1 protein-coding gene is annotated in these 229 nt (G+C 30.1%); it reads right to left on the bottom strand.

Annotated elements, in window-relative coordinates:
- Positions 1–229: YebC/PmpR family DNA-binding transcriptional regulator (locus tag VJI93_RS09335; protein ID WP_324009409.1), on the bottom strand; the 229-nt coding region annotated here is incomplete at both ends.

The raw sequence follows: 229 nt of genomic DNA, 5'->3' as shown, positions 1-229 counted from the left end.
TTGTTCTTGAAGTTCATCTCTTAACGTAATGAAGTCTGAAACTTCTGAATAAATAGTATAAACTACTTCGTCAGATTCATAATCACTAGCTCCGTTTTCTAAAGCAAAGTCCATTAAATAATCTTCCTCTGCTTGATCTCTTGAAATTAAAATAACACCTTTTTTCTCAAACATAAACAAAACCGAAACATTTTTTCCTAAATTTCCACCATGTTTATCAAAAGCATGT

This window comes from Parvimonas sp. M20, assembly GCF_035282425.1.
In the GTDB taxonomy this organism is placed as follows: domain Bacteria; phylum Bacillota; class Clostridia; order Tissierellales; family Peptoniphilaceae; genus Parvimonas.
The sequence above is the reverse complement of the archived record's forward strand: the minus strand, read 5'-3'. Positions and strand labels throughout refer to the sequence as shown.